Source organism: Chryseobacterium sp. NFX27, from assembly GCF_049887855.1.
GTDB lineage: Bacteria > Bacteroidota > Bacteroidia > Flavobacteriales > Weeksellaceae > Chryseobacterium.
Map to the genome: position 1 here is coordinate 149,131 of NZ_JAGEKK010000009.1, position 26,177 is coordinate 175,307.

General features: G+C 37.9%; 29 protein-coding genes and 1 pseudogene. 10 read left to right on the forward strand and 20 right to left on the reverse strand.

All coding sequences use genetic code 11. The features are described from left to right. Positions 1 to 7: 7 nt before the first annotated feature. The 3 genes from J4Q03_RS12375 (at position 8) to J4Q03_RS12385 (ending at position 1,461) form a co-directional block, all read left to right on the forward strand. A complete protein-coding gene (locus tag J4Q03_RS12375) occupies positions 8 to 466 on the forward strand; it encodes a hypothetical protein (RefSeq protein WP_426048482.1) in 459 nt (152 codons plus the stop codon). A 2-nt stretch (positions 467 to 468) separates the two neighbouring features. After that, positions 469 to 771, forward strand: coding sequence for a DUF3817 domain-containing protein (locus J4Q03_RS12380; protein ID WP_426048483.1), 303 nt, complete (start codon positions 469 to 471; stop codon positions 769 to 771). Positions 772 to 954: 183 nt separating this feature from the next. After that, positions 955 to 1,461: a pyridoxamine 5'-phosphate oxidase family protein gene (locus J4Q03_RS12385; protein ID WP_426048484.1), complete on the forward strand. Its 507-nt coding sequence runs from the start codon at positions 955 to 957 to the stop codon at positions 1,459 to 1,461. A 224-nt stretch (positions 1,462 to 1,685) separates the two neighbouring features. Here J4Q03_RS12385 and J4Q03_RS12390 read toward each other — a convergent pair whose 3' ends face one another. Further along, entirely contained in the window at positions 1,686 to 2,831 is a 1,146-nt protein-coding gene (locus J4Q03_RS12390; RefSeq protein WP_426048485.1) for an Atu1372/SO_1960 family protein, read from the reverse strand. A 69-nt stretch (positions 2,832 to 2,900) separates the two neighbouring features. Between J4Q03_RS12390 and J4Q03_RS12395 the strand changes: the two genes are divergently transcribed. Then, positions 2,901 to 3,707, forward strand: coding sequence for an AraC family transcriptional regulator (locus J4Q03_RS12395; protein ID WP_426048486.1), 807 nt, complete (start codon positions 2,901 to 2,903; stop codon positions 3,705 to 3,707). Here J4Q03_RS12395 and J4Q03_RS12400 read toward each other — a convergent pair. The 9 genes from J4Q03_RS12400 to J4Q03_RS12440 all read right to left on the reverse strand — a co-directional run bounded on the left by J4Q03_RS12400 (position 3,704) and on the right by J4Q03_RS12440 (position 11,074). Further along, positions 3,704 to 4,360 (reverse strand): DUF6766 family protein, encoded by a 657-nt coding sequence (locus tag J4Q03_RS12400; protein WP_426048487.1) that lies wholly within the window; start codon positions 4,358 to 4,360, stop codon positions 3,704 to 3,706. The genes J4Q03_RS12395 and J4Q03_RS12400 overlap by 4 nt on opposite strands. A 66-nt stretch (positions 4,361 to 4,426) precedes the next feature. Further along, positions 4,427 to 5,173 (reverse strand): SDR family oxidoreductase, encoded by a 747-nt coding sequence (locus tag J4Q03_RS12405; protein WP_426048488.1) that lies wholly within the window; start codon positions 5,171 to 5,173, stop codon positions 4,427 to 4,429. Positions 5,174 to 5,181: 8 nt separating this feature from the next. Beyond that, on the reverse strand, positions 5,182 to 5,682 hold the full coding sequence (locus J4Q03_RS12410; RefSeq protein WP_426048489.1) for a CinA family protein: 501 nt from the start codon (positions 5,680 to 5,682) through the stop codon (positions 5,182 to 5,184). 41 nt (positions 5,683 to 5,723) lie between these two features. Next, positions 5,724 to 7,856, reverse strand: coding sequence for a catalase (locus tag J4Q03_RS12415; protein WP_426048490.1), 2,133 nt, complete (start codon positions 7,854 to 7,856; stop codon positions 5,724 to 5,726). Between the two features lie 59 nt (positions 7,857 to 7,915). Further along, entirely contained in the window at positions 7,916 to 8,302 is a 387-nt protein-coding gene (locus tag J4Q03_RS12420) for a hypothetical protein (RefSeq protein WP_426048491.1), read from the reverse strand. Between the two features lie 14 nt (positions 8,303 to 8,316). Beyond that, on the reverse strand, positions 8,317 to 8,619 hold the full coding sequence (locus tag J4Q03_RS12425) for a hypothetical protein (protein ID WP_426048492.1): 303 nt from the start codon (positions 8,617 to 8,619) through the stop codon (positions 8,317 to 8,319). 278 nt (positions 8,620 to 8,897) lie between these two features. After that, positions 8,898 to 9,512, reverse strand: a complete 615-nt coding sequence (locus J4Q03_RS12430; protein WP_426048493.1) for a Crp/Fnr family transcriptional regulator — start codon at positions 9,510 to 9,512, stop codon at positions 8,898 to 8,900. A 366-nt stretch (positions 9,513 to 9,878) separates the two neighbouring features. Then, positions 9,879 to 10,103 (reverse strand): hypothetical protein, encoded by a 225-nt coding sequence (locus tag J4Q03_RS12435; RefSeq protein WP_426048494.1) that lies wholly within the window; start codon positions 10,101 to 10,103, stop codon positions 9,879 to 9,881. A gap of 86 nt (positions 10,104 to 10,189) precedes the next feature. Then, on the reverse strand, positions 10,190 to 11,074 hold the full coding sequence (locus J4Q03_RS12440; RefSeq protein WP_426048495.1) for a DMT family transporter: 885 nt from the start codon (positions 11,072 to 11,074) through the stop codon (positions 10,190 to 10,192). Between the two features lie 92 nt (positions 11,075 to 11,166). Between J4Q03_RS12440 and J4Q03_RS12445 the strand changes: the two genes are divergently transcribed. Continuing rightward, positions 11,167 to 12,579 carry a PLP-dependent aminotransferase family protein gene (locus tag J4Q03_RS12445; RefSeq protein ID WP_426048496.1) on the forward strand — a complete coding sequence of 471 codons (1,413 nt, stop codon included), beginning with the start codon at positions 11,167 to 11,169 and terminating at the stop codon, positions 12,577 to 12,579. 1 nt (position 12,580) lies between these two features. Here the strand turns inward: J4Q03_RS12445 and J4Q03_RS12450 are convergent, their stop codons facing one another. From J4Q03_RS12450 to J4Q03_RS12470, 5 genes are all read right to left on the reverse strand, one after another. Further along, on the reverse strand, positions 12,581 to 13,174 hold the full coding sequence (locus tag J4Q03_RS12450; protein WP_426048497.1) for a Crp/Fnr family transcriptional regulator: 594 nt from the start codon (positions 13,172 to 13,174) through the stop codon (positions 12,581 to 12,583). Continuing rightward, complete coding sequence (ytxJ, locus tag J4Q03_RS12455) at positions 13,174 to 13,551, reverse strand: bacillithiol system redox-active protein YtxJ (protein WP_426048498.1); 378 nt, start codon at positions 13,549 to 13,551, stop codon at positions 13,174 to 13,176. The genes J4Q03_RS12450 and ytxJ overlap by 1 nt, the downstream gene beginning before the upstream one ends. Continuing rightward, entirely contained in the window at positions 13,548 to 14,009 is a 462-nt protein-coding gene (locus tag J4Q03_RS12460; RefSeq protein WP_426048499.1) for a DUF1569 domain-containing protein, read from the reverse strand. The genes ytxJ and J4Q03_RS12460 overlap by 4 nt, the downstream gene beginning before the upstream one ends. Then, complete coding sequence (locus tag J4Q03_RS12465) at positions 14,003 to 14,539, reverse strand: YfiT family bacillithiol transferase (protein ID WP_426048500.1); 537 nt, start codon at positions 14,537 to 14,539, stop codon at positions 14,003 to 14,005. Before J4Q03_RS12465 ends, J4Q03_RS12460 begins: the two co-directional genes overlap by 7 nt. Before the next feature lie 171 nt (positions 14,540 to 14,710). Beyond that, positions 14,711 to 15,853 (reverse strand): DEAD/DEAH box helicase, encoded by a 1,143-nt coding sequence (locus J4Q03_RS12470; protein ID WP_426048501.1) that lies wholly within the window; start codon positions 15,851 to 15,853, stop codon positions 14,711 to 14,713. Positions 15,854 to 16,056: 203 nt separating this feature from the next. Between J4Q03_RS12470 and pncA the strand changes: the two genes are divergently transcribed. Beyond that, positions 16,057 to 16,662 carry a bifunctional nicotinamidase/pyrazinamidase gene (pncA, locus tag J4Q03_RS12475; RefSeq protein ID WP_426048502.1) on the forward strand — a complete coding sequence of 202 codons (606 nt, stop codon included), beginning with the start codon at positions 16,057 to 16,059 and terminating at the stop codon, positions 16,660 to 16,662. A gap of 197 nt (positions 16,663 to 16,859) precedes the next feature. Here the strand turns inward: pncA and J4Q03_RS12480 are convergent, their stop codons facing one another. Beyond that, positions 16,860 to 18,044 carry a pseudouridine synthase gene (locus J4Q03_RS12480; RefSeq protein WP_426048503.1) on the reverse strand — a complete coding sequence of 395 codons (1,185 nt, stop codon included), beginning with the start codon at positions 18,042 to 18,044 and terminating at the stop codon, positions 16,860 to 16,862. A 101-nt stretch (positions 18,045 to 18,145) separates the two neighbouring features. On the opposite strand from J4Q03_RS12480, the gene aroB reads away from it, so the two are divergent. The 4 genes from aroB to J4Q03_RS12500 all read left to right on the forward strand — a co-directional run bounded on the left by aroB (position 18,146) and on the right by J4Q03_RS12500 (position 22,173). After that, the gene (gene aroB / locus J4Q03_RS12485; protein WP_426048504.1) at positions 18,146 to 19,192 is read left to right on the forward strand and encodes a 3-dehydroquinate synthase; all 1,047 of its coding nucleotides are present in this window, start codon (positions 18,146 to 18,148) and stop codon (positions 19,190 to 19,192) included. 279 nt (positions 19,193 to 19,471) lie between these two features. Then, positions 19,472 to 20,101, forward strand: coding sequence for a porin family protein (locus J4Q03_RS12490; protein WP_426048505.1), 630 nt, complete (start codon positions 19,472 to 19,474; stop codon positions 20,099 to 20,101). Positions 20,102 to 20,418: 317 nt separating this feature from the next. Then, on the forward strand, positions 20,419 to 21,102 hold the full coding sequence (locus J4Q03_RS12495; RefSeq protein ID WP_426048506.1) for a porin family protein: 684 nt from the start codon (positions 20,419 to 20,421) through the stop codon (positions 21,100 to 21,102). A gap of 363 nt (positions 21,103 to 21,465) precedes the next feature. Next, positions 21,466 to 22,173: a porin family protein gene (locus tag J4Q03_RS12500; RefSeq protein ID WP_426048507.1), complete on the forward strand. Its 708-nt coding sequence runs from the start codon at positions 21,466 to 21,468 to the stop codon at positions 22,171 to 22,173. A gap of 218 nt (positions 22,174 to 22,391) precedes the next feature. Here J4Q03_RS12500 and J4Q03_RS12505 read toward each other — a convergent pair whose 3' ends face one another. The 4 genes and pseudogenes from J4Q03_RS12505 to purC all read right to left on the reverse strand — a co-directional run bounded on the left by J4Q03_RS12505 (position 22,392) and on the right by purC (position 26,157). Continuing rightward, positions 22,392 to 23,339: a glycerophosphodiester phosphodiesterase family protein gene (locus tag J4Q03_RS12505; protein ID WP_426048508.1), complete on the reverse strand. Its 948-nt coding sequence runs from the start codon at positions 23,337 to 23,339 to the stop codon at positions 22,392 to 22,394. A gap of 139 nt (positions 23,340 to 23,478) precedes the next feature. Then, complete coding sequence (purF, locus tag J4Q03_RS12510; RefSeq protein ID WP_426048509.1) at positions 23,479 to 24,978, reverse strand: amidophosphoribosyltransferase; 1,500 nt, start codon at positions 24,976 to 24,978, stop codon at positions 23,479 to 23,481. Between the two features lie 64 nt (positions 24,979 to 25,042). Next, positions 25,043 to 25,401 (reverse strand): annotated as a pseudogene (locus tag J4Q03_RS12515) (four helix bundle protein). A gap of 36 nt (positions 25,402 to 25,437) precedes the next feature. Further along, entirely contained in the window at positions 25,438 to 26,157 is a 720-nt protein-coding gene (gene purC / locus J4Q03_RS12520; RefSeq protein WP_062646789.1) for a phosphoribosylaminoimidazolesuccinocarboxamide synthase, read from the reverse strand. Positions 26,158 to 26,177: the final 20 nt, after the last annotated feature.

The window sequence follows — 26,177 nt, forward strand, 5'->3', positions numbered from 1 at the left end:
ATTCAAAATGTACCAGACTCTTACATTTCTGCATTCCTTATTCCGTTGGTTGGTTTTATTAAGTCTTATTTATGCCATATGGATGGCTTTTAAAGGATATTTTTATCATAAACCATTGACAAAGAAAGAAGATCTGGTCAGGCACTGGACCGCTACAATTGCTCAAATCCAATTGATTCTCGGGATCATTCTTTATACAAAAAGTCCAGTTGTAAAGTATTTCTGGAAGAATTTCAGTGAGTCCAAAGCTTCTTTAGACCTTCTTTTCTTCGGGATGATCCACATTCTGCTTATGATGACGGCTATTGTTCTGATCACTGTCGGTTCCGCTTTAGCTAAACGGAAAACTACGGACAGGGAAAAATTCAAAACAATGCTCATCTGGTTCACAATTGCCCTGGCAGTTATTTTTATTGCTATTCCATGGCCCTTCTCTCCTTTTGCCAACAGACCTTATTTCAGATAATTATGATACATTTATTAAAAACAAAGATCGGACGCCTGAGAATCCTGGCTATTTTGGAAGGAATATCTCTTTTAGTCTTAATTTTCATAGCAGTTCCTTTAAAATATTGGATGGGAAATCCGGATCTTGTGAAACTCATGGGTCCGGTGCACGGAACTTTATTCCTGCTTTTCCTGTTCAATACTTTAAGTGTTGGGGTTGAACAGCAGTGGAAATTCAAGGAGACTACCTGGAAAGTCATTCTGGCATGCTTTATTCCTTTCGGAACCTTTTATATTGACAGCAAAATTCTGAGCAGGCTATGAGAAATATGTTGATTTTTTTGTGAGATCTTTATTATGATTTAAAGATTTTTTGACTGTTACTACCACAAAAAAGTGATGTTTGGTCAGGTATTTGAATGTTTAATGAAATATATACTATTGATTCTGGTCCCTGAAGAAATCAATTTTAATTCAACTCAATACCAATCACTAAAATATAATATTATGTCAACACAGAATTTAACCCATCTGGAAGCCATTAAAAAAATCAAAGAACTGTCGGAAAATGCAAGAATATGCATGTTCTGTACCGAGCTTGAAACAATTCCTGTCAATTCCCGCCCTATGACACTGCAGGAAACAGATGACAGCGGAAATTTATGGTTTATCAGCAGCGGAACAAGCAATAAAAACTTTGAAATAAAAGAAGACCGGAGAGTACAGCTTTTCTTTATGAATAATGGTGACTCCCAGTATCTTTCTGTTTATGGCGAAGCCTCTGTTTATAAGGACAAAGCCACCATTGAAGAAAAATGGTCGCCAATGGCCAATGCCTGGTTTGACGGAAAAGATGATCCGGACGTAACGATTATCCGTGTAGAACCCAAAGAAACATACTATTGGGATACAAAAGCCGGAAAACTTGTCAGCCTGTTCAGCTTTGTAACCGCTGCAATAACCGGCGTTAAAACCAATAATGCTGATGGTGTGGAAGGAAATGCGAATGTTTAAAATAAAGTGACTTCGGGTCATTCAGAAATTTTTACAGCCTAAAATATTTACAATAGCTAATTTAATTAGTACTGAACTGAAAAATTACTGATGGCTGAGGCTTTCGAAGCCACGCTATAGCCCTATAATAAAAAACACTGGTGGCTGAAATACTCAGCCACCAGTGTTTTTATTTCCCTTTCTCAATGCTCCAACAATTGTCATGCAGAACATTTCTGCTTGGTCTACTCTACTTCAAACACAGCCTGTATCTCCACAGAAGAATTCACTGGAATAGATGAAGCTCCCAAAGTGGCTCTGGCATGTTTTCCTTTTTCTCCAAAAACGTCTACGGTAAGATCCGAAGCTACATTCATCAGGTCTGCATGTTTTGTGTAATCATCTTTTGTATTGAAAATTCCTGTCAGCTGTACACATTGTTTTACTTTATTGAGATCGCCGCCTACAGCTTCTTTCAAAACAGCTATAACATTAAGCATTGTAGCTTTTGTAGCCTCTTTTACCTGCTGTTCATTAACGTCAACTCCTAATTTGCCCGGATTCAAAATCTTTCCCTCTTTCAAAGCGACCTGATTGATAAAAACAAGGTTCCCTGAGCGTACAAACGGCTTGTAGTTTCCGGCAGGCTGCGGAACCTGTGGCAGGGTAATATTTTTCTGCTTCAAAAGATCATTGATATCCTGAGATTTTACCGGAATTACAGCTGCTGCCTGTTTTTTAGAGAATGTACCTTTCAGGGCTAAGGCAGTTTTAGCAAAGTTTGTTCCCTGCAGTTCTGCCAGTCTACGTTCATCCTTTGTAGGTCTTTCAACATCTTTCAGTGATGCCATGCTTGTTATTCCCAAAACGGTGTTTCCCTGAGGAATGGTTTTATTAATATGATCTGTTCCCCGGATTCCATTAGAAACGAGGACCATTCCATGAACTGCAAGACTGTTCCAGAAAGCCTGAAGTGCCAGTTCTTTTCCTGCTCCGCTTCCGGCAGACATAAAAACTGTTGCCGGCATCCCTTCCAGCGCATGACTGGTCCATAGCTCAACGGTTTTGGATAGAAATTCGCTCATCCCTGTGCTGATATTTCCAAAATATACAGGCGATCCAAAAGCAATTCCATCATAAGAAGGCAGCTCATCTACTGTTGCTACAGGAATGTTCTTCAGTTTAGGATTGGAAGATCCTTTAACCTGCTTGATTATTGCATCTGCATTTTTACTGATTTCAATACCGGATGCTATTTCTTTGGCCAGTTCATAGGTTCCGCCGTTATCCGAGTGAATAAGAACCAATATTTTAGCTTTACTGTCTTGTGCCATGACCGTGGTGATTTTTAATAATAGAATTAATACAAAAACCGTACTTAGTTTTTTCATTTTTAATAAGATAAATAATTACAATACAAAATTAGTATTGTCGTTTTTATTAAATTTGCCAAAAATTCTATGCAGAACGACATCGTAAAATGCGGCTTAACTAAACAGGCGGACAGCCGGTTTGTAGACACCATTGAAAAAGAAGCTTATGTCTGGTGCGAAAAAAACTGGAAACACGATGATCATGAACATGCTCACCAACGTTCCCAGCTTACTTTTGTGGAAGAAGGATATCAATATTTTCATATAGACCAGAAAATCTATCTTGTCCCGCAGTATCATGTGATCTGGATTCCTTCGGGGAAAGCACACAGGATAACTTCAGAAGCACAAACAGTCAACTTAATGGTGTTTCTGTTCAAAACTGTTTTTGAAGACGATTTTTATAAAAATGTTCACGTCTTTGCTGTTCCTGCTGTTTTGAAGGAAATGCTTTTATATGCTTCCAAATGGAATCAGCTGATCGAAGGAGATGAAGAGCAGGATTTATTTTTTAAGGCTATTTTAAAAAGTCTTCCGAACTTTTGCAGAGAGAACAGCTATCTTGAGATCCCGGTTCCATCGGATGCCCGTCTTATTCCGGTCTGTACCGCTATCAATTCAAATTTTAAATACAGCCTGAATACTGATGAACTGGCAGAAAAGGCACAGATGTCTGTAAGGAGTTTACAGAGGATTTTTAAAAATGAAACAGGAATTACCCTTCAGAAATACCTGCAGCTTGTCAGGATTTTAAAGAGCATAGAACTGATTGACACAGGGCAGTATACTTTAAGCCAGATTGCTTACAGGGTAGGTTACCAAAGCCTTTCTGCTTTTACCTCTTCTTATCACTCGATCATGAAAGTGAAACCCAGGGCGAAAAAATTAGGTTAAGGGTTTTCGTCATGAGCCATATCTACCGGTTTAGATTCCGGTGACCCTTTTTCGCGGAGCCAGATCGAGAGGATGACAATGGAGGCAACTGCCAGGAATTCGCTCTGCCAGTTCTGAAAAGACTCAAACCAGAATCTGGATTCCGAAATATACTGTACTGCAGTAACGGGAGGCTCATTCTTTATGACCTGCTCTTCATTGAAGTCCTTCATACTTCCATAAAAGTGCATCACGAAGCTCAGAATAAATAACAGGGCAAAAGCTAAGGATAAAGAATGCTTATACATACTCAGCCATATTCCGCCTTTTTTTACCGGCCACGGAGCATCTGCATGGATTTTCGGTTCCCTGTCCACATCTTCTTCTCCTTCTAAAGATTTGGATTCGCTGGAACCTTTCTGCCTTAGAGAAACTGTCAGCACAACATACAGCATCATCTGGAGAAACTCACTTTCCCAGTTTTCGAAGGTGGCCTGTATAAAATGTCCGCTTCGGACATAGGCACCAAGGCTGAGCATGGCACTTCCCTGTTCTGCAAGGTCTTTATTCAGAGTTTTCCAGCCTGTAAAAAACTGTCCAACAAGGCTGAAAAGCATTAATGCAAGTAAAACAATACTTAAACTGTTACGGTAAAAGAAACTTTTTTTAGACATAATCAGCAGTTTAAAGTTTAGGATTCAACATGTACAATTCCAAAGCTGGATATTGCTGCAAGATTTTTATCCGTTGACGATCAGTCCACCGTTCGGGTGAAGAACCTGCCCGGTGATCTGGGCGGCACCACTGCCTGCAAGGAATAAAAAGCTGGCTGCCACTTCTTCCGGAGTAGCATTTCTTTCAAAAGGCGGTTTGTTGGGATCTTCTTTTTCCTCTCCGAAGGTTTTTTCAGTAAGCGGCGTGGCTACAGGGCCCGGCGCGACGGCATTAATACGGATGCCGTTTGGTTTTGCCTGCAGTGCCAGAGAACGCGTGAAAGATACAATAGCACCTTTTGTTGCAGCATAATCCAGAAGCTCGGGATGCCCCTGATAAGCCGCAGCAGAAGTCGTATTAATGACACTGCTCCCCTCTTTCAGATAAGGGAAAACGACTTTTGTCAGCAGGATCATTCCTATGATATTGGAATCAAAGGTCTTCCTGATATTTTTTTCTTCGAGATCCTCTATATTTTCTGCCGGGAACTGTACTCCTGCATTGTTGATGAGGATATCAATTCCTCCAAATTCGGACACTACTTTCTTCGTGGTATCTTCACAAAATTCGTAGTCATTGATATCACCACTAAAAATAATGCATTTTCTGCCCAGCTGTTCAATCTGTTCTTTTGTTTTTTGGGCATCATTATCGTCTTTATAGTAAATGATGGCAATATCGGCTCCTTCCTTTGCAAAAAGTAATGCTGTTGCCTTACCAATTCCGCTGTCTGCTCCTGTAATAAGAACGGATTTATCTTTTAACTCATCCATCTGAAAAGTTATTTTAAAATTAGAAGTTGGTTAATTTCACTTTTAAAACATCCCAGAATAAATTCTGTATAATATAACTGTGCGTTCAGAGCCTGGGTTTTAGGATGCAGTTCCAGTTTTTTGGTAAGAACGATCTCCCCTTTATAAGAAAAGGCAAAATAAGCGAAGATCTTATAGGCTGAACTTCTGATGGGCGTACAGTAACCCGTGGTCGCAATTGACCAGTCAGATTCAAATACCTTGGCTACATTAAGAGCCATGGTTCGTGCAATATTTTCTGATACACAGTCGCATTCTTCAGCTTCCTGCCTGTCTACATTCAACAGTTTCACTTTCTGAGGCAGCGTATAGGCTGTCATACCGCCTTTGTAAAACAGGGAGGCATTCGGCATCTGCGAAAAAGCCAGCTGCAGACATCCCGATGTAACGCTTTCTGCAATTGAAATTGTTTCGTCCGCAGTCATAAGGGACTGGCTTATATACTCTAAAAGATTCTTTTGAAATTCCATAATTTTAAATATTTAGTGGTGTGAAGGTGTGTGGTATTTGTCTACATATTTCTTTCCATTTCTAGATCCCAGACTCTGTGTCCGGCTATTGCTGTAATAAACTGGTCATCAGAACCTCCGTCTTTTGAAATAATCACAGCACGATCCTCATGTTTTTTCATGGCTATATTACTGCTCATATACAGTTCTTCTGTGCCTGCCCCGAAATAAATGGCCTTACAGTGCTTATAGGCTTCATTGATGAAGCGAAGACTGAGATGCCTGTTCTCGGGAGCCATCAGTTCTGCTGCAGATTTTTCTCCGGCCCCGATGTATAAAGCATCAAAGCAGACACTGGCCGTACTTGTAAGAGAGTGTTTTGGAATTAATGGTCCGTTATCGGTGATAACGGGAGCTAAACTCGGTGCGATAATTTCTACTTTTGCCCCTTTACCTTCAAGCTTGGTTTTTAGGTCAGTAAGCGCTGCACCATTTGTGCCATTGCCAATAATAAACCCTATCTTTCTGCTTTTAATAGTGTCCTTAACGGTATCTTTCATACTCAGCGCTTTGGATATTTTCGTATGAGGCTCTCTTTCCTCACTCTGAAGGTCTGCGATATTAGCATCAGCAGGAATGCTGCGGTTAGGCTGTTCTAATTTTTTAACGGTCACCCCTAATTTTTCAGCTACTGTCTGGGCAAGATTATGATCAATAAAATTCAGCTGTCCTACCACTCTTTCTCTGATCTCCGGTATTGTTACTTTTGAAAGTTCAAAAATAAGGGCGTTCTGAAGATGGGTCTGCTCAGGAACCGACTGGCTGTTATAGAATAATTTTGCCTGTGAATAATGATCTACAAAGCTCTGACTTCTTCTTCGGACCTTTTCACCCGAAACTCTTTCCTGATGTGAAGTAAATCCGCCTTCTGACATCATGGCCTGGAATGGACATCCGCCTCCGATGGAATTGGGCTCATAGCTTACTTTTCCTTTGGCAATCTGTTGTCTCATGTGTCCGTCACGCTGGTTGTTATGAACTGTATTGATGGATCTGTTGATCGGTATTTCATGAAAATTGGGCGATCCTAATCTTGATAGCTGGGTGTCGGTATATGAAAATAATCTTCCTTGAAGCAAAGGGTCATTACTGAAGTCTATTCCCGGAACCAAATGTCCCGGATGGAACGCTACCTGCTCTGTTTCTGCAAAGAAATTCTCCGGATTTTTATTGAGAGTTAAAGTTCCGACAATCTCTACGGGAACTTCTTCTTCGGGAACCAGTTTGGTAGGGTCCAGAAGGTCGAAATCAAATTGATGTTCATTTTCTTCCGGAATCAGCTGTACACCAAAATCCCATTCCGGATAAGCACCGTTTTCAATGGCTTCCCATAAATCTCTTTTATGGAAATCCGGATCTACCCCGGAGATTCTCTGCGCTTCGTCCCAGGCCACAGAATGTACTCCCAGTTTGGGTTTAAAATGGAATTTAACGAAATGAGCTTTGCCTTCTTCATTAATAAATTTAAAGGAATTAACTCCAAAACCTTCCATCATCCTGAAACTTCTAGGAATGGCCCTGTCGCTCATGAGCCACATGATCATGTGCATGCTTTCCGGCATCAGCGAAACAAAATCCCAAAATGTGTCATGGGCAGAAGCGGCCTGTGGAATCTCATTATCCGGCTCAGGTTTCACTGCATGTACAAGATCAGGGAATTTAATGGCATCCTGGATGAAAAAGACAGGCATATTATTCGCTACAAGGTCATAATTGCCTTCTTCGGTATAAAATTTTACGGCAAAACCTCTTACATCTCTCGCCAGATCGGTACTTCCTTTGCTTCCGGCTACGGTTGAAAATCTTACAAAAACAGGAGTTTCCTTTCCTACCTCCGATAAAAATTTCGCTTTGGTATAGGCATTAAGGCTTTTGTTCAGCTTAAAAACGCCATGGGCTCCCGAGCCTCTTGCATGAACGATTCTTTCAGGAATTCTTTCATGATCGAAATGGGTTATTTTTTCTCTTAGAATGAAGTCTTCCAGCAAGGTAGGACCTCTGTCTCCGGATTTTAAAGAATCCTGGTTATTATTGATTTTTATCCCCTGGTTGGTGGTCAGTTTTTCGTTTTCATTAGAAGTACTGTGTGCTTCCAGCTGGTCTAACTTTTTGTTGTTTTGGGTCTCATTTTTCATATCAATATATCTTTAATGTGGTGTGAAGGTTAAAAAGTCAAACTAAAAACTTTAGGAAATCATTCCGTGTCTGCCCCGTCTTTTTCCAAAGTGCTTAGCAGTTTATTGAGATATTCCTCTTCTTTTAATACTTTATAATATGCTGTTTTGGCATAGAGCGTAAAGTGTGAATTTTCAATATTTATTTCTGTATTCAGATTTTCCGGAAAAACGGTTCCTTTACCGTGATACTCGCGGATATTCAGGATATATTCTTTAATATAAGTGTCTATTACATTTTTCAGAATATCACATTTCGCATTATTTTTTATCTTTTCTAATGATTTGATCAGAAAAGCAGTAACTCCGTAAGAATTGATAGCACTTGGGAACAGAGATTCATTCTCTATCATATTGTTTTTATCATACAATCCGGAATGTCTTAAAGTGTCGTTTTCAAATATCATATTCGTAGCGGTTATTAGTTATCGGAAATTTTTAAATATTTCTCAAAATAATGAAGGTCTTCCTTATCTTTGATCGAAAGATAGAACATGATCTGCTCCGGTTCCTTCAACCCTATACTGCCGAAACAGTCGAAATGGGCAATCAGAGCCTGAATATTTTCGATTTCTATGTCTTTCAGGATCACAAATAATAAAAAAATATTATCTTTTATTTCTTTGGCATAGATCGCTGCACCATCTTCAAACCAGTTTCCTTTATTGGAAACTTTAATGAAGTCTTTATGTTTCAAAGTCTTTACTATTTTCTGACAATCCATATTTGAGTAATTGTGGTTATATTCTTTCGGGAGAAGCTTCAACATCAATTTCTCTGAACTGCTGCTATTTTCAGTATTGCTACCGAGTTTTATAAATCAATTGAATGGCATATGGCAATCTGGTGCTTCATGCTGCAGAGCAATGGAATTTAATCATCTGAAAAGCTTGAAGCTTTAAACTGCCCTTACCTGGTTTTAAGAATTGTATTGAAACTTATATTTCAAATTTACGCCTGAATAATTCACTTTTTTATGACCTGAATCATATTAAACCCGCACTAGTAAATAATTTTCCTGTTTTCTATAGTAATGCTTCCTTCTTTCTCCATTTTTTTTAAAGCTCTGATTACTGTTTCTACACGTAAGCCTACCAGATTGGCGATCTGCTGCCTTGTAAGCTGTACCTGAAAGCAGCTTCCACAGCTGTCATCATGATAGCTTTTAAGGTAATTAAGAAGTCCCGTAAGCCTTGATGCAGGATTCAGTGAGGCCATATTCTGGAGCATGATGGCCTTGAAATAAAGCCTATGGGAAAGACATGCATTCATTTCCAAAGAAAGCTTGGGATCTGTCTTTATTAATTTCAGAAACTGATCTTTTGGCACCCTTATAATTTCCAAAGGAGTGATGCAGATGGCATTCATGGGATAAAATTTATCTAAAAAGAGCAAGGAATCCCCAAAGCTTTGGTTTTTCCCGAGAATATTATGTATAAATTCTCTTCCCTCTTCATCATAATTGTTCAGTTTCACTTTTCCCTCTATGATCTGTAAATAATAAAGAGAATGGTCTCCCTCCCTGTATATAATCTCACCTTTTTTATATTTTTTGGTTTCCCCTCCATATGAGTATAGTACTTCTTCGTCTATATTCATGCAACTTATTGTCTTCATAGTTTTTTTAATTATTTTCAATAAAAAATAGTGAAATTTATTATTGAAACTGTGTTTAAAATAAATTTTTCAGATCAAGTATTCGAAAAATTTATTTTCTTGCGCTCTATCTGATATTCCTACTGGTTTTTTTGAATTATGAAACTGATTTAATAAAGCCAGATACAAATATTGAACCTTATTTGTTTGTCAATTGTTAAATTAAGTTAAATAAATTAGCAAAATACAAAATATGTTAATGAATCATTATCTAACAAATATATTAACCATTATATTCGTAAATATCGATTTAAATAGAAGTAGGTGAAAGACATTAAAACCCGCTTTTAAGTAAAAACGGGTTTTAAATCTATGAATGATAAAAAATTATTTTTTGTTAACCTTCGCTGTATCCGTTCTTTTTGTAGTTGCAGTATCTGCAGTACGCATAGTATCGGAAGGCATCGGGGTAGCAGCCACAGTGCCTGTGTCTGATGGTACGGTATCAATCATTGTACTGTCTGTTATGCTAGTAGAAGTGTCTACTTTTGTTTCCTTTTTGCAGCTCAATACGGTCAGGCCTAATAACATTAATAAGATCGTAAATTTCATAATAGATATATTTTGTAATGTGTTTCAAAGATAATTCATTTACAAAATGTCCTTTTATGACTTGAATCATAATGCTTTATTTTTAATTATTTCGCAAATTTTTTGGTTCCAGCAACACATAGAATAACCCCAATGGTTACTCCCACCATTCCTATGCTCACCTGCTCATGAAGAAAATAGGCAGCAAGCGCCAGTCCGAAAAACGGCTGCAAAAGCTGGAGCTGCCCTACAGTGGCAATACCGCCCTGCGCCAAACCTTTATACCAGAATATAAATCCAATGAACATACTGAAAAGGGAAATGTAAGCCATCCCAAACCATCCCTGAAAACTCACAGTTTCAATATGATCCGGAAAATAAATAAAAAATAAAGGAATCATAACCGGCAAAGCCAATACCAAGGCCCAGGAAATCACCTGCCACCCTCCTAGTGTTTTAGAAAGTTTCGCACCCTCGGCATATCCCATACCGCAAAGGATAACCGCGAGAAGCATCAGGATGTCGCCTACCGGTGAAGCGGATATTCCCTGCGAAACAGCATATCCTATCACCAAAAGGCTCCCGATAACAGAGAAGAACCAAAATACAGGATGTGGTCTTTCCCCGCCACGGAAAACTCCGAACACAGCAGTTGCCAAAGGAAGCATGCCTAAAAATACAATGGAATGTGCCGAAGTCAGATATTGAAGTGCCAGTGCAGAAAGAAGCGGAAAGCCTACCACACAGCCGATAGAAACCAGCAACAGGGCGAATATCTGATTCTTTTCAGGACGCTTTTCTTTATAAATTATCAGAACGGTAAGTGCCAGAATACCTGCAATAGCTGCACGAGCTATGGTAACAAAAATAGGGCTCATTTCAATTACGGCCAATTTGGTAGCAGGCATAGATCCACTAAATAGCAACACCCCTATAAAGCCGTTAATTAATCCACTTACACTTTCATCTTTGGAAATTTTATCAGTCATCATTTTCTATATTTTTTGATAATTCAAAATTAAAGCGCTTAAATGAATAAACACAGTCCCAGTTTTGTACATTTGCATGAGCACAGTTAAAAACAATGAGCAAAGAATTTATATATACAGAAATCGCTGACGGAATTGCTTCCCAGATCAGAAACGGTGTACTGAAGGCCGGAGACAGGCTGCCTTCCGTAAGAATGATGTGCCAGGAGCATCAGGTAAGCATGAATACGGCAAAACGTGTTTTCCTTGAGCTCGAGTCACAGTCCTTAATTGAATCCAAACCTCAATCAGGTTATTTTGTGAGCAGGCTCATGTCTGTGAAGCTTCCTCTCCCTGAGGTAAGCCGGCCTTCTCTGATTGCCAATAACGATGAACCGGACGAACTGATCAGCAGGGTTTATGAAAATATGGGTAAAAAAGGACTGACATTTTTTTCTATCGGGATTCCTTCAGGAGATCTTCTGCCACAGGCGAAACTAAAGAAAGAGATCATTAACGCAACCCGTGAATTAAAAGATGGCGGTACGGAATATGAGGAACTTCAGGGAAATTTAAAGCTGCGGAGAATGATCGCGGTCCGTTCCCTTCAATGGGGCGGAAATCTCAGTGAAAACGATTTGGTTACTACAAACGGAGGGATGAATGCGCTCTCTTTCTGTCTGATGGCTTTAGGCAAACCCGGTGATACAATAGCCATTGAAAGTCCCTGCTATCCTGGTATTTTACAGCTGGCGAACGGATTGGGTCTGAATGTTCTTGAACTTCCTACCCATCCTACGACCGGAATTGAAATAGAAGCTCTGCGAAAAGTGATTCCGCAAATAGACCTATGCTTGTTAATTCCTAATTTCAATTCACCGCTGGGAAGCTGTATGCCGGATGAAAATAAGAAAGAGATTGTAAAAATTCTTTCTGAAAACGGGATTCCTCTGATAGAAGATGATGTATACGGTGATCTTTATTTCGGACCGGGGCGTCCGAAGTGCTGTAAATCTTTTGACAGAGACGGAAATGTGCTGTACTGCAGCTCAATTTCAAAGACGCTGGCTCCGGGATACCGTGTAGGATGGATTGCACCGGGAAGATATAAGGATAAAATAATGAAGCTGAAACTGCTCCACTCCACTTCATCTATTTCTATTGTTAATGAAGCGGTAGCCAATTTCCTCAAATCCGGAAGGTATGAAAAGCACCTTCAGCAAATGAGGAGAGCTCTTCAGAATAATTATCAGAATTATGTGCAGACCATCGCAGATTATTTCCCCGAAGGGACCAAAACAAGCCGCCCGCAGGGAGGTCTTTCCCTGTGGGTGGAGTTTGATAAAAATATCCGTACCACTGAACTCTATGATCTGGCCATTAAACAGAACATCAGTATTGCTCCGGGCAGGATGTTTACCCTGCAGGATCAGTTTGAAAACTGCATGCGTCTGTGTATAGGCCTTCCGTGGACGGAAGAAACCAGGTTATGTCTTCAGCATGTTGGAACTCTTGCAAAAAGGATTTGATTTATCTGTCCGGAACAAAATTTTTCCTGGCCAGTTCTTTTCTTACTCTGCTAAGGCTCTCAGGTGTAATTCCAAGGTAAGACGCGATCATCCATTGTGGAACTCTCAAAAGAAGATCCGGATACATTTTAATGAATTTCATGTATCTTTCTTCCGCGGTTTCCCCTAATAAAGAATTGATCCTGTTCTGCAGGCTTCTGATGTGTTTCTGTAAAAGAAAGTCACTTCTTTCGATACTGTTGGGAAACTGTTCTACGAGATTGTTGAAGAAATCGGGATGCAGAAACAGAACTTCCGTATCTTCCACCGCTTCTATATAGTAAATCGATTTTTCGTTAAAGTAAAGACTGCTTCGGTCGGAAATCAGCCAGCTCTCCGGGGCAAACTGTATAATATGTTCTTTTCCGTTCTTGTCAATGGAATACATTTTCAACAGTCCTTTTTCTACAAAGAATATATGCCTGCAGACCTCACCATACTGTAAAAGAAATTGATTTTTAGGTATTTTCTTTACTTCATAGTGTAAGCTGCACATGTTCACTTTTTCTAAAGGAACATTTAATACTTTGGCTAAATAGGTGTTAATATTCTTCATTATGAAATCTGGCTTGCGGATATATCTTCATGTGATGCACTGTTGATGACCTTTCCATCTTCAATTACGATCAGTTGCGGGCTCTCATGTCTGATTCCAAAGTCTTCAGAAATTTTATTGGAAATGGATCTGTATTCCAGCAAATCTAAGAAATATAAATCCAGTTTGTTATCCAAACTATCTATTTCTTTTTCAAAGTTTTTCAATACTGTTTTGCTGATGAAGCAGCGTGTTGAATGTTTGAAAATAGCAATTCTATGGTGATGGGAAGCTTCAATGGCTTGGGCCAGATCTTCCTCAGATTCTATTTTTTTCCAGAAGGATTGACGTTCAGGGCTGTCTTCTTTTCCTCCGAATATTTTATCAAAAAAACTCATACATTAAATTGTTTTAAATGGTGATCAAGATGCTTATACTCTAAAAATCCCCAGTCTTTTTCAGTCATTTTACCGAATAATCTGTGACGGTCCGGAAGATCTTTATTTTCAGATGCCGCCCGGAAGTCTTTCAGTGTATTCAGCAGATTGGTTTTTGATTCATCGAAATCACATTCAAAATTAATGATTAGTTTTTGAAAAGTAGGCATGTTTCGGGGAATTCCGTTGTTAAAGATCTGCATTTCTATTCTGGTTATAATTCCTATGGCTTCAAAGAGGATATTAATCCTGGAAAGTTCAATTTCCCCTAAAGCAACCTGAAGAACGAAATCGCAGTGTCTCAGCATCTGGGAAACGTTCATTTTCCCCCATCTTTGTGGAGTATTTTCAGTAAGAAGGGAGATCCTGTGGACAATTTCTTCAAAATAAACAGGATTGTGCAGACTTTTATTTACCACCCTTTTTCTCTCTTCAGATTTTCAATGTGAGCAAAATGATGATTACAGTGCCATACATAAAAAGCAAGATAATGCCTCAGATCATAATTTGCATTCTGTTCAGGGTGCTGGAAGGTTCTTTCGAACTGTTTATTGGTAAGGGTATTAAGCAAGACTGTCCATCTCTGATGTGTTCCTTTAATCATTCTCATTGCAGGCTTTACAGGCATGTTAACACTATCCTGAAGTTCTGCCCATTTGGCTTCATCATAGGGCTTGATCACGGGATTGTCTTCTGTAAGAGCCAGCTTAAAACGTATAAAGCTGTTGATATGGCTGTCTGCAATGTGGTTAACAAGCTGACGGACCGTCCAGCCTCCTTCTCTGTAAGGCGTGTCTAACTGCTCATCTGTAAAATTCTCAATCAGGTCTTTCAGTTTTCCCGGAAAATTTTTGATGACTTTAATATGCTCATCGAGCTTGGTGTCACAGATATTTTCAGACAGCTGAAACTGACCTATAGGAAATCTTTTTTGCTCTAAATCGTTCATTTTTAATTTTCTTGGTGGTATGTTTAATAAAGTTTTTCTGTTGCGATAAAATTACTACAAGAAAAGCAGAAAGCCAATAAAAAATAAATGTCAAAAGTATTTTTTATGGAGCGGAAAAATAATAAAAAAGCCTCAATTCTAAAATTGAAGCTGTATATTTAAATTCGTCTATTAATAACCATGCAGATCAATTCCCTCGGTTCTCTGTAAGGTTACTTTCCTGCCCATCTTCTTTTGAATCACTCTGAAATGCTGCAGTTCGTCATCCGTCAAAATAGTAATGGCAGTTCCTTTTTCACCTGCACGTCCTGTTCTGCCGATCCTGTGAATGTAATCTAAAGGCGAGCGCGGCAATTCGTAATTGATCACACAGGGTAAAGATTCAATATGGATACCACGGCCAATAAGGTCTGTAGCAACTAAAATCTGAGCCCCATTTACTTTAAATTCTTCTAAATTATTTCTGCGGGCACCCTGCGATTTCTGGCTGTGAATGGCTACGGCTTTAATTTTATTCTTTTTAAGCTTTTCCACTAAATTATCTGCAGATCTTGTAGACGAAACAAATATCAGTGCTTTTTCAACTTTCTTTTCTTTAATTAGGTAGCGTAAAAAAGGCCCTTTATTTTCCGGCGAAACATGATAGGCCAGCTGCTCGATATTATCAATGTCTACTTCTTCTTTTTTAATTTCAATAATCACAGGGTTAATGGATAAACGTTCCTTCATTTCAGAAACCTTATCATTTAAAGTTGCTGAAAACAAGGTTGTTTGCTTTGCCACAGGCATCAGCGCGAAAAGTTTATTCATTTCTTCACCAAAACCTAACTGAAACATTTTATCGGCCTCATCAATCACTAAATGCTGGATTCCGGAAATACTCAACGCATTATGATCAATTAAGTCTAATAAACGGCCGGGTGTTGCGATAAGAATTTCCACGCCAAACATTCCTTTCATCTGCGGGTTGATAGAAACACCACCATAAACCGCCATAGTACGGATTTCACGCTTTAAATTCTCTGTAAAAGCTCTGAAAACTTCATCAATCTGAATCGCCAGCTCACGGGTTGGAACCAATATTAAAACCTGAACATTACGGTCTTTCTTAACTTCTGAATTCTGCAGTTTTTCTAAAATAGGCATCACAAAACAAGCTGTTTTTCCGGAACCTGTCTGCGCAATTCCCATCAGATCTTTTCCCTGAAGAATAACAGGAACAGCCTGCTCCTGAATTGGAAAAGGTTTCAGGTAACCTAATTTGTTGACAGAACGAATAATATTGTGTGATAATCCTAACGACTCAAATGACATAAAAATACTTATTTCATGCAAAGATAAGCTATTGATATTTGACAGATAACTCAAAAATGAATCCTATAAATAAAAGTATGATTATTGTAGTTGTTGAGATCTCGCTCTCTCTGTTCTAAAAAAATTATATTGCCGATTTGTCCGAAAATTCAGTTTTGGAAGGTTTTTTGAGTAATTTTATCAAAAATTCGAGAAATCTAAATATGAAAAAAGCGTTAATAATCGTAGATGTACAGAATGATTTCTGTGAAGGCGGCGCATTAGCAGTTCCGGAAGCCAATGAGGTCATTCCCTACATCAATCTTCTGATGGAAGAAAATGAATACGACCAGATTGTTCTTACCCAGGACTGGCATCCTGCCGACCATAAAAGTTTTGCCAGCAACAACAACAGAAAAGTAGGCGAAAGTATTATCCTGAACGGCGTTCCACAGTTTATGTGGCCGGATCATTGTATTCAGGGCACTTTCGGGGCAGAATTCCATAAAGATCTGAACAGAGATAAAGTAACCCACATCATCCAAAAAGGGAAGAATACAGAAATCGACAGCTACAGCGGTTTCCAGGATAACAATCACTTTATGAAAACTGGGCTGGATGATTTTTTAAAGTATCACGAAATTCAGCTGCTTGAAGTTGTGGGGCTTGCCATGGATTATTGCGTAAAGTTTACGTGCACGGATGCTCTGGCCAACGGATATATTACATGTCTTCATTTCAATGGAACCAAAGCAGTTAACGTAAAACCGGATAATGGCAGAGATGCTATTTATGAGATGATCCAGAAAGGAGTTACAGTTCTCGGATAGCATTTATTTGTAAATCATGAGTTTTGGAAGCTCTGGAAATTGCTTTCAATAATGATCATATAAACATTAAAAAAGGCGCAGAAATAAGATTTCTGCGCCTTTTTAATACATATAATTTTCTTAAATGTTTCAAGCTGAGTCTTCAATTATGACCGGGAATCAACAGATTCGCCATCATCATTTATAACTCAAAACTACTAAAGCATTTTAAGATTATTAACTTCCAGATCTGTAAGGATTCTCCAGTGTCCACGTTTGATATTCTTTTTCGTAAGACCTGCAAACATCACCCTGTCCAAAGCTTCCACTTCATATCCAAGTCTTTGAAAAATTCTTCTGATGACACGGTTCCATCCGATATGAATTTCGATCCCTATTTCATTTTTCGGTTTTCCTTCAATAAAAGAAATCTGATCTACAACAGCTACCCCTTCATCAAGACGGATCCCTTCCACAATCAGTTTCATGTCTTCATGAGTCAGCTTTTTATCCAGGGTTACGTGATAGATTTTTTTGGCATCAAAAGAAGGGTGCGTCAGCTTTTTCGTCATATGCCCGTCATTCGTCAAAAGAATAACTCCGGTTGTAGAACGGTCCAGTCTTCCTACAGGAAACAAACGGTATGGCGATGCATTAGCAACAAGATCCATTACTGTTTTTCTGGCTTTATCATCCTTCGTGGTAGAAATATATCCCTTTGGCTTGTTCAGCAGTACGTATACCGGTTTTTCCGGGGTAATGCCCTGTCCGTCAAAAACTACTTTATCAGTCTTCTCAACCTGGTATCCCATTTCAGTGACCACCTGTCCGTTTACTTCCACAAGTCCCTGCGTAATCAGTTCGTCAGCCTCTCTTCTGCTGCAGATCCCGGAATTGGCAATATACTTGTTCAGACGGATGGTGTCCTTATGAACATCTTTTTCAATTTTGTTTAGCCTTCTTTTCTGTACAAAAGATCTTGCCTTATCATCATTTTTGTCATCTCCGCCGGATGGTCTTCTTCCATATTTCAGGCTGCCTCTTTCATACTTGTCTCTGGTATCAAAACTTTTTCCACCTTTTTTGGGAGCTGATTTACCAAAAGGTTTTCTCTCACGTCCTTCACTTGAATTGGTAATATAGGCTCTGCTCTCAGTTTTTGCTCCGGAGTCCTCATCTCTGTTCGTAGGGTTGTCTCCGCTTTTCTTAAAAGGTTTCGGCTCAAACTTCGAATGGCTTCCTTTATAGTCGGAATTTCTTTCTCCGGCTTTTGGAAAAGGTTTCTTAAAAGGTTTTGATCCTGAAGAATTTCCAGATCTAGAAGCACGAGAATCATCAGAATTGTTTCTTGTTGAAGTTCTTGGTCTTTTTGGTCTTTCTGAATTATTGTTATCTCTGCTCATTCTAAAAATTTCTGCAAAGATAGTAATTTAGTTACGAGTTAAAAATTAAGAATCATAACTTTGCAGAATAGTTTTATTTTAATTTTAAAGAAACTCCAGTAATGATAACAATATTAAACGATGATTTTTCTCAATTAAATACTTTCCTGCACGAAAAATCTTTCAGTAAGATCTTTATTTTAGTTGATGAAAATACCCATGAATATTGTCTTCCGGTTCTATTAGGCAACATGGAAACAGACTTAAACTTCGAAATTCTGGAGATTGAGGCTGGTGAAGAAATGAAAAACATCCAGACTGCCAACCAGCTATGGGAAATTCTTACCGAAATGCAGGCAGACAGAAAAGCGCTTGTTATAAATCTCGGGGGCGGCGTGATTACGGATATGGGAGGTTTTGTAGCTTCTACCTATAAAAGAGGAGTCTCGTTCATCAATATCCCTACTACCCTTTTATCAATGTGTGATGCCTCTATCGGAGGAAAAACAGGGATAGATCTTATGCATTATAAAAATATGGTAGGAACTTTTGCCTTCCCTGAACAGATTTTTATTTACCCTAAATTTCTGGAAACGCTCCCATTTAAAGAATTGAGGAGTGGTTTTGCAGAAATGCTGAAGCATGGCCTTATTGCTGATAAAGCGCATTGGGAAAGTCTTATTCAGGTTCACAAACTTGATGTAGAAGCGGTGGTTCCTCATATTCAGACTTCAATGGATATCAAGCAGGATGTGGTGGAAAAAGATTTTCATGAAAAAAATATCAGAAAGACTCTGAATTTCGGACATACGATCGGACATTCTGTAGAAAGTCTCTGTCTTAGCCAGGGAAATCCTATTCTTCACGGTGAAGCCGTTGCTATGGGAATGATCTGTGAGGCCCATCTGGCTTATCTTGAAGATCTTATTAGCCAACAGGATGCTGCCGGTATTATTGAAAACATTCAGAGGTACTACCCTTATCTTGATATAAGCGATTTTACGGATGAAAGTATTACTGCACTTTTGTTGAATGATAAAAAGAATACGGACAGCAAAATTAATTTTTCATTAGTCTCAGGAATCGGTTCTTGTACATATGACCACCAATGCAGTCAGGAAAACATTTTGAGGTCTTTGGATTTTTACAGAAAACTGAATAATGCTTAATTTAATAATATAAAAGAGCCATTTTTCATTATTATTTTAATGAATGAATAATTTAGACCACCTCTAAACAAACGTTTAATTAGTTTGTTAAAGTTCTAATAATCAATAAATTAATATAAAGCAGCTTGAAAAACAGGCTGCTTTTTTTACTGATTTTTGTCATGTTATTTGTTTTTGGCAAGCAATTTGGAAGATACTCTGCGTCAAACTCAGTAGTAAGTTTTTGACAGTAGTAAAATTTAAAATTAGAAATAGTAAAATATTAAAAAAATTAAAGTTATGAAAAAGTTAATTTTAGGATTAGCAGTAACTGCAAGTTCACTGGCATTTGCTCAACAGACTCCATCATCTTCTTCTAACCCGGTAACATTTGGTGTAAAAGGTGGAATGAACGTATCTTCAGCAACAGAAGGATCTGGTCTTGATGATACTAAATCAAAAATTGGTTTTAATGCAGGGGTTTTTGCTAATATTCCAGTAGCAGAATCATTCAGTATTCAGCCAGAGGTTATTTATAGCCAATATGGTAATAAAACAGAATTTAGTAATGCATTAGGTAAGTTTTCTACTTCTAGTCATTTAGATTATATCGCAGTACCGGTAATGTTCCAGTACAACCTGATCCCTAATCTTTATTTAGAAGCAGGTCCTGAATTTGGTTTAATGGTAAGTGCTAAAAACAAAATCAAAAACGAAAATAATGGAAATTCAACAACAAGTGATAACTATAAAGATGATTTAAATACATTCAACGTAGGTATCGGTCTTGGAGCTGGGTATTATTTTACTCCAAACTTTGGAATTACAGCAAGATATGTTGCTGGTTTAACAGATGTTATTAAGGATAATCCTGGTGACGCTATCAGAAACAATGTATTCCAGGTAGGATTAGCTTATAAATTCAAATAGTAAGCTTTAACATTCAGAAACAAATTTTATATTCAATAGAAAGCCGGATTAATTTATTTTAATTCGGTTTTTTTATGGGCAATTTTTTTATTTATTCTTTTTGGCAAGGAGTTTGTGTATATCAGATAGTTGGAACTCTGATATCTTTCAGAGGTTACCACGAAAGTTTCTTCATATATAAATTGATTTCAAATAGAAAAGGTCAGGTTTATTCATTTAAGCCTGACCTTTTCGCCTTAAAATATGATTTTTATCATTTTATTCTCTTTGGCGGGAATTTTGCTGAGTACGGGGAAATAAGTTAAAACTTTATAATCATGAAAAAACTAATTTTAGGATTAGCAATTGCAGCAAGCCTTTCGGTTAATGCTCAGGAAAAAACCACATCTTCTTCACCTGTTACGTTCGGTGTTAAAGCTGGATTCAACGCATCAACGCTAAGTAAAGTGGATCAGTATGATAATGATCAGAAACTGAAGCCTGGTTTTAATGCAGGAGTATTTGCCAATATTCCGGTAGCAGAGAAGTTTAGTATTCAGCCCGAGCTTCTTTTTAACCAGTTGGGTTCAAAAACTGAAGAAAGAGAGGTATACTATGTTAATTCTGACAGATACAGAAGAGAAGTAGACTATAAAAAAACACTGAGCTATCTTGCCGTACCGGTAATGGTACAGTATAATATCCTTCCTCAGCTTTATGTAGAAGCAGGTCCGGAATTTGGGTTTCTGTTAGGAGGAAAAGACAAAGGAGATATTACAACTGTTAAAACTTCCGGAAATACTACGACTACACAATCTACAAGTTTTTCAGAAAAAATCGTTAAAGATCTTCACAATAAATTCAATTTCGGAATCGGTATTGGAGCCGGATATTATTTTACACAGAATTTTGGGGTTACAGCCAGATTTACTGCAGGTATTACAGATATCTATAAAGAAAACAGTTCAGATGCCGTTAGAAACAATGCCTTCCAGGTAGGTGTAGCTTATAAATTCAAATAGAGATATATTATTTTCAAATGAATGCCGGACTTTTTTGAGTCCGGCATTTTTCTGTATCCCTGACAAGGGTTTCAAAAAATTCAATAATTTTCAATGCCTGCTTCAGCATTTTTCCAACTTTAACTTTGTGTTAAATTATCAACATAAAGTCAATTTTACTTAAAATCATCTTTCAAAAACATATTTTCATAATATAATTTTTCTTAAAAAACAGATAAAAACACAAACGAAGCAATGGGAAAAACCTTCGTAGAAGCCCTTTAAATAAGGGTTTTTGAAGTTTGGCAAGCATTTTGCAAAATAAATCAAGTCTGATTGAAAAATCGGATAAGAAAGTAAATAGTAAAATTAAAAAATAAAATTATGAAGAAGTTATTTCTAGGGTTGGCAGTTGCTGCTGGCATGATGACGTTTGCTCAGGAAACAAAAACAGTAAGCACAGAACCAATCAAACAAGAAAAACAGCCTATCAGATTCGGTATTAAAGCAGGAGGAAACTCATCGTATTTCAGTGAGCAGAAATTAAGCCTTAACAACCAGAAAATAGGTTTCCATGCCGGAGTTTTAGTTAACATTCCACTTTCTCAGAAATTCAGCTTGCAGCCGGAAGTTTTATACAACCAGTTAGGAGCAAAAAGTGTGATCTCATCTACGGATGTAACTACTGGAGATACCAACATTAAAACGAAAAGCGATTATAAAACTACCATGAACTATATTTCAGTTCCTTTAATGGTACAAATGAGACCTACAGAGAAATTTTATGTAGAAGCGGGTCCTGAATTCAGTTATTTCATTAACGGAAAGAATTCCGGAAACAGTACTATTTCTACGACTACAGGAGGGGTTACAACTTCTCAATCTGTGTCTAACTCTGAAGACATCAATAAAGATAACGTTAACAAGTTTAATTTAGGTCTTGGTTTAGGTCTTGGGTATGATATCACTCAAAATATTGGGATCAACGCAAGATATATCAACAGTCTTACGGATATGAGAAACCAGAAACCTGAAGGTACCGAGCCATTGAACCATAGAACGTTCCAATTAGGTCTGAATTATAAATTCTAATAGAAGACAATCAATTATTTAACCTATAGTAAAGTCCGGGCTTTAAAATTTTAAAGTCTGGACTTTCGTTTTTAGGCAAATTATGATTTTAGATATCAGATATTATTGCTGGTGGCTTCGAGTCCCTCAGCCACCACATATTTGTCATTCTTTCAACGCTTCTCAAAGTATTAAACTCTAAAACACTCTGACGCTCAAACCCGTAACTCGTATCCCGGTTATTCAAATATTCGTGGATCATCGCTGATCACTCCATCTATTCCCAGGTCTTTTAATTCTTTTAACCTTTCTTTCGTATTGACGGTCCAGGGAATAACTTTCATGCCCAGGGCATGGCATTCCTGTACAAGTTCTGAAGTAACAAGTGTATGGTCGGGACTGTAAATGGTTGGGGTAAAACTCAGAAATTTCATATCTCCGGCTACGCCATTCAGATGATCAGGATACTGTCTGAATTTCTCCGTAGGTATATTTTCAAAATGAGTCTGCTGCTGTGCCAGTTTTTTATCATCTACTTTTTCCACCAGTAAAGCGGTCATGATCTTAGGATATTCTTTATGAATAATTTCCAGTGTTCTGGGATCAAATGACTGAATAATGACGCGGTCCTGAATTCCTTTTTTTAGAATAATTTTCATCATCAGCGCTACAAATTCTTTTGGCTCGGGATGAAATATCAGGTCAGAAAAAGGGCGTGTTTTGGTTTCTATATTATAGAAAGGTAAAGGTCTTTTCAGTTCACGGGCGTAAGCCTCACATGCATCTATTACCTCTGAGAAAAGAGGTTTCTGGGCTTTTATTTTTTTTTGATCGGGATAGTTAGTGAGTTTCTTTAAGCCTACATCAAATGTTTGAATCTTTGCATAAGGCATGTCATAAATTTTATAGTAAAAACCGGAATCTTTGGGAATATAAGTGCCATCCGGCCTTGTTACCAGCTCAGGAGAAAGGAAAGCGTCATGGGAAAGAATTACTTTTTTATCTTTCGTGATCGCCAGATCCATTTCCAACGTTGTGATATTCATTTTTAAGGCATTCTTCATGGCCGGAACTGTATTCTCGGGATATAAAGACTTTCCTCCGCGGTGTGCCTGTTTATCGAAAGACTGGGAGAAATATAAGTGGGAATAGATCAGAAGAATACCGGTTAAAAATAAGTTTTTCATAAGAAGCTTTAATAGTATAAAATTAAAACTTGCTTTTATATTGTATGATACAGGAATATTAAACTTTTGATACATTTATAAAAACAAAAGAGCCAGATATACAAACCTGGCTCTTTTATTTATTTCAAATTGACAAACGTTAATTGAACAATTCTGCCTCCTCTCCTTTTCCTACCGGATATTCTTCTGTAAAGCATCCGAAACAGTGATTGGAAGATCCTAAAATTTCTTTCAGGCTGTCTGTACTTAAAAACTCCAGTGAATCTACTCCTAAGTAATCTTTAAGCTGTTCTGTGGTCATGTTGGCTGAAATCAGATCATCTTTTGAGGGAGTATCTATTCCTAAGTAGCATGGGGCAATAATAGGTGGAGAAACACTTCTGAAATGGATCTCTTTTACGCCTGCATCTTTCAGGATTTTAACCAGTCTCTTGGAAGTTGTTCCTCTTACAATAGAATCGTCTATGATCACTACTCTCTTATCTTTGATCTCAGAAATAATAGGATTAAGCTTAAGATTCACCACCCTTTCCCTCATCTCCTGTGTCGGCACAATGAAACTTCTTCCGATGTATCTGTTTTTAATAAGAACCGGACGGAAAGGTATTCCTGAAGCCTTGGAAAAGCCAATAGCTGCCGGAACTCCCGAATCGGGAACTCCAATGACTACATCAGCTTCTACCGGGGCCTGTTCCCAGATCTTTTCGCCGGATTTCTCTCTGATCTCGTATACATTGATATTTTCTAAAGTAGAGTCAGGTCTTGCGAAATAGATATATTCAAAAGAACAAATCCTTTGCTTGCCTCTCGCCTCATTGACCATGTAAGAATTAAGCTTACCCGGTTCATTTTCATTCGTATAAATGATCTCTCCCGGAAGAATATCACGTACATACTGGGCGCCTACAGCGTCCAATGCAACAGATTCGGAAGCCACTACATAAGTTTTTTCGTCAACAGCTCCTAAAACCAGCGGACGGATCCCGTTGAAATCCCTGAAAGCAAAGAATTTATTTCTCGTCATTCCCACTACGGAATATGCGCCTTCAATTTTCTCCATGGTCGCTTTAATGGCTCCACGAAGTCCTAAATCAAGATTTTTCTGAATCAATCTTAAAATTACCTCAGAATCGGATGTTGCTCTGAAAACTACACCTTCAGCTTCCAATTCGGCTTTTAATTCTTTTGCATTGGTAAGGTTACCGTTATGCGCTATAGAAAGAATAATCTGGTCATATTCGTTTTTCGCGAAAAATGGCTGGAAATTATACTTCTTTTTGTCTCCTGCAGTGGTATAACGGGTATGTCCGATTGCAGAATTTCCCATAAAAGTTTCAGGATCCTGGATCTCTTTATAAACATCCAAAACCAAACCTTCATCTTTCATATTGGTGATTTTTCCGTCTTTCAAAACAGAAATACCGCATGCTTCCTGGCCTCTGTGCTGTAAAGCAAAAAGCCCGAACTGTGAAAGAGAAAACGTGTCCAAATCGTTATCAGAATACATTCCGAAGATACCGCACTCCTCATTGGGAGCATCCAGCCTTTCTTCTTCCTGCGTTCTGAAAAGATTTCTTCCGTAGGTTTGAGTTTCAAACTGTTTTAAATATTCACTTTTATGAATGTCTAAACTTTTCATTTCTATTTTTTCTAAATTAGAAGTTAGATATTAGATGTTAGAAATTAGTCTAAGTTAACTTCAATTATAATTTTAAACTTGTCTTTAATGAATAAATCATTTTCTGTATCTCAGCTAAAAGTTCTTTTAAGGGAAGAATTTTAGTTTCAGAAATAAAATTTAAATCTATTAATAGCTGTAACTGAGTTTGCAATTCATAGGTTGAACCAAACGCAATTCCAAGAAATTGATAAATTCATTCTTATTATTCCTTCCTGCTCCTTCCGCAATATTAGAAGGGATTGAAACAGCACATCTTCTAATTTGAGATAATAAGCCAAATCTTTCTTCGTTTGGTAATTCTGCAGTCACCAAATAAACTTCTTTTACCAAAGCCATTGATTTACTCCAAACTTTAAGGTCTTCTATCCTGTGCGATTCCATACTAACCTCTAATATCTAACTTCTAACTTCTAAACTTTACTTATTCAGTAAAGTTTTCAGTCTGTTGTAGATTTCTACGTAAGCCTCAGTAACTTCTCCTAAGTCTCTTCTGAATCTGTCTTTATCCAGCTTTTTCATAGTGTCTTTGTCCCAAAGTCTGCATGTGTCAGGAGAAATTTCGTCTGCAAGGATGATCTCTCCGTCTGCTGTTTTTCCTAATTCAATTTTGAAATCAACCAGGATGATGTTCATTTTATCAAAAAGATCGATCAGAATTTCATTGATATCAGAAGTAAGCTCATACATCTCATCAAGCTCTTCATACGTTGCTGCTCCTAAGAAAACGGCATGGTGATCGTTGATAAGCGGATCTCCCAATTCGTCTTTTTTGTAGCAGATATCGAAAATGGTAACCGGAGATTTAATTCCTTCTTCCACTCCCAGTCTTTGAGCCATGCTTCCTGCAGAGTAGTTTCTTACCACCATTTCCAATGGAATGATGGATACTTTTTTTACCAGCTGCTCTCTTTCGTTCAATTGTTTAATGAAATGAGTTTTAACCCCTTTTTCATTTAAGTATTCAAAAATAAGAGTAGTGATCGCATTGTTCATTTCACCTTTCAAATCAACAGACCCTCTTTTTTGAGCATTAAATGCTGTAGCGTCGTCTTTAAAACGTACCACTACTTCATTAGGATTATCGGTAGCAAATACTTGTTTTGCTTTACCTTCGTACAACATTTCTTTCTTTTCCATTTCTAAATTCGTATTAGTTA